Raw genomic sequence first — 2,500 nt, 5'->3', positions numbered from 1 at the left:
TTAGGTAGAGCGTCGAGCGAATACCCCCGGGGGTAGAGCACTGGATGGGCTATGGGGACTCACCGTCTTACTGATCCTAACCAAACTCCGAATACCGGGGAGTACTACTCGGCAGACACACGGCGGGTGCTAACGTCCGTCGTGAAAAGGGCAACAACCCTAACCTCCAGCTAAGGTCCCCAAGTCATGGCTAAGTGGGAAAGGATGTGAGGATCCCAAAACAACCAGGATGTTGGCTTAGAAGCAGCCATCATTTAAAGAAAGCGTAACAGCTCACTGGTCTAGTCAAGGGTCTTTGCGCCGAAAATGTAACGGGGCTGAAGCCATGCACCGAAGCTGAGGATTCTCCTTATGGGAGAGTGGTAGCGGAGCGTTCCGTAAGCCAGTGAAGGGAGACCCGTGAGGGCTCCTGGAGGTATCGGAAGTGCGAATGTTGACATGAGTAACGATAAAGGGAGTGAGAGACTCCCTCGCCGAAAGACCAAGGGTTCCTGCTTAAAGTTAATCTGAGCAGGGTTAGCCGGCCCCTAAGACGAGGCGGACACGCGTAGTCGATGGGAACCACGTTAATAATCGTGGGCCTGGTGGTAGTGACGGATTGCTTAACTGGTTCGGACTTATTGGATTGTCCGGGCTGGGACGCGGTTCCAGGAAATAGCTCCACCGTATAGACCGTACCCGAAACCGACACAGGTGGTCAGGTAGAGTATACCAAGGCGCTTGAGAGAACTATGTTGAAGGAACTCGGCAAATTGCACGCGTAACTTCGGAAGAAGCGTGACCCTTTTATACGCAAGTATGAGAGGGTGGCACAGACCAGGGGGTAGCGACTGTTTACCAAAAACACAGGGCTCTGCGAAGTCGCAAGACGACGTATAGGGTCTGACGCCTGCCCGGTGCTGGAAGGTTAAAGGGAGGGGTGCAAGCTCTGAACTGAAGCCCCAGTAAACGGCGGCCGTAACTATAACGGTCCTAAGGTAGCGAAATTCCTTGTCGGGTAAGTTCCGACCTGCACGAATGGCGTAACGACTTCCCCGCTGTCTCCAACATAGACTCAGTGAAATTGAATTCCCCGTGAAGATGCGGGGTTCCTGCGGTCAGACGGAAAGACCCCGTGCACCTTTACTATAGCTTTACACTGGCATTCGTGTCGGCATGTGTAGGATAGGTGGTAGGCTTTGAAGCAGGGACGCCAGTTCTTGTGGAGCCATCCTTGAAATACCACCCTTATCGTCATGGATGTCTAACCGCGGCCCGTTATCCGGGTCCGGGACAGTGTATGGTGGGTAGTTTGACTGGGGCGGTCGCCTCCGAAAGAGTAACGGAGGCGCGCGATGGTGGGCTCAGACCGGTCGGAAATCGGTCGTCGAGTGCAATGGCATAAGCCCGCCTGACTGCGAGACTGACAAGTCGAGCAGAGACGAAAGTCGGTCATAGTGATCCGGTGGTCCCGCGTGGAAGGGCCATCGCTCAACGGATAAAAGGTACGCCGGGGATAACAGGCTGATGACCCCCAAGAGTCCATATCGACGGGGTTGTTTGGCACCTCGATGTCGGCTCATCGCATCCTGGGGCTGGAGCAGGTCCCAAGGGTTTGGCTGTTCGCCAATTAAAGCGGTACGTGAGCTGGGTTCAGAACGTCGTGAGACAGTTCGGTCCCTATCTGCCGTGGGTGTAGGAATATTGACAGGATCTGTCCCTAGTACGAGAGGACCGGGATGGACATATCTCTGGTGGACCTGTTGTCCTGCCAAGGGCATAGCAGGGTAGCTACATATGGAATGGATAACCGCTGAAGGCATCTAAGCGGGAAACCAACCTGAAAACGAGTGTTCCCTATCAGAGCCGTGGAAGACGACCACGTTGATAGGCCGGGTGTGGAAGTGCGGCAACGCATGAAGCTTACCGGTACTAATAGCTCGATTGGCTTGATCGTTCTCATTGATCAATGCTCATCTGGCGCTACAAAGCGCCAAAGATGATGCAAGACGTGTTCCAGGCTGTTTGCMCAACCGCAAAACACCCTGAAAAAAACGAGACTTCGGTCTCACCAGCTTCTCAAATGTTGCGCTTTGCCGACCTGGTGGTCATGGCGGGGCGGCTGCACCCGTTCCCATTCCGAACACGGCCGTGAAACGCCCCAGCGCCTATGGTACTTCGTCTTAAGACGCGGGAGAGTCGGTCGCTGCCAGGTCTGCMAAACGCAACATTCAAAAAGATCACCTTCTCAAAACAAACAAACCGGCCATAAGCCGCACGTAAACGGGCCGCCATCAGCGGCCCGCTTGCGTTAGCAACCGGACAAAACAACGCAAATCGTCGGATTTGCAACTGGAGACAAACCCTTCCGGTTTGCTCCAAAAAGGGGTATTTTGCTACAGCAAAAACCCGAACTATTTTGCCCATGGCAAAAACGTCGTGACGCGGGGTGGAGCAGCCCGGTAGCTCGTCAGGCTCATAACCTGAAGGCCGCAGGTTCAAATCCTGCCCCCGCAAACCA

At 54.4% G+C, this 2,500-nt stretch carries 1 tRNA gene and 2 rRNA genes (1 of these 3 cut by a window edge); all 3 read left to right on the top strand.

What is annotated here, in order from left to right:
- Positions 1-1,936 (top strand): 23S ribosomal RNA (locus AB4Z52_RS04185); it begins 1,048 nt to the left of the window's first position.
- Positions 1,937-2,079: 143 nt separating this feature from the next.
- Positions 2,080-2,194 (top strand): 5S ribosomal RNA (rrf, locus tag AB4Z52_RS04180).
- Positions 2,195-2,422: 228 nt separating this feature from the next.
- Positions 2,423-2,496 (top strand) — tRNA-Met (locus AB4Z52_RS04175).
- Positions 2,497-2,500 lie beyond the last annotated feature (4 nt).

This window comes from Rhizobium sp. 2YAF20 (assembly GCF_052114685.1).
In the GTDB taxonomy this organism is placed as follows: domain Bacteria; phylum Pseudomonadota; class Alphaproteobacteria; order Rhizobiales; family Rhizobiaceae; genus Rhizobium.
This window is presented reverse-complemented; position numbering and strand designations above follow the sequence as displayed.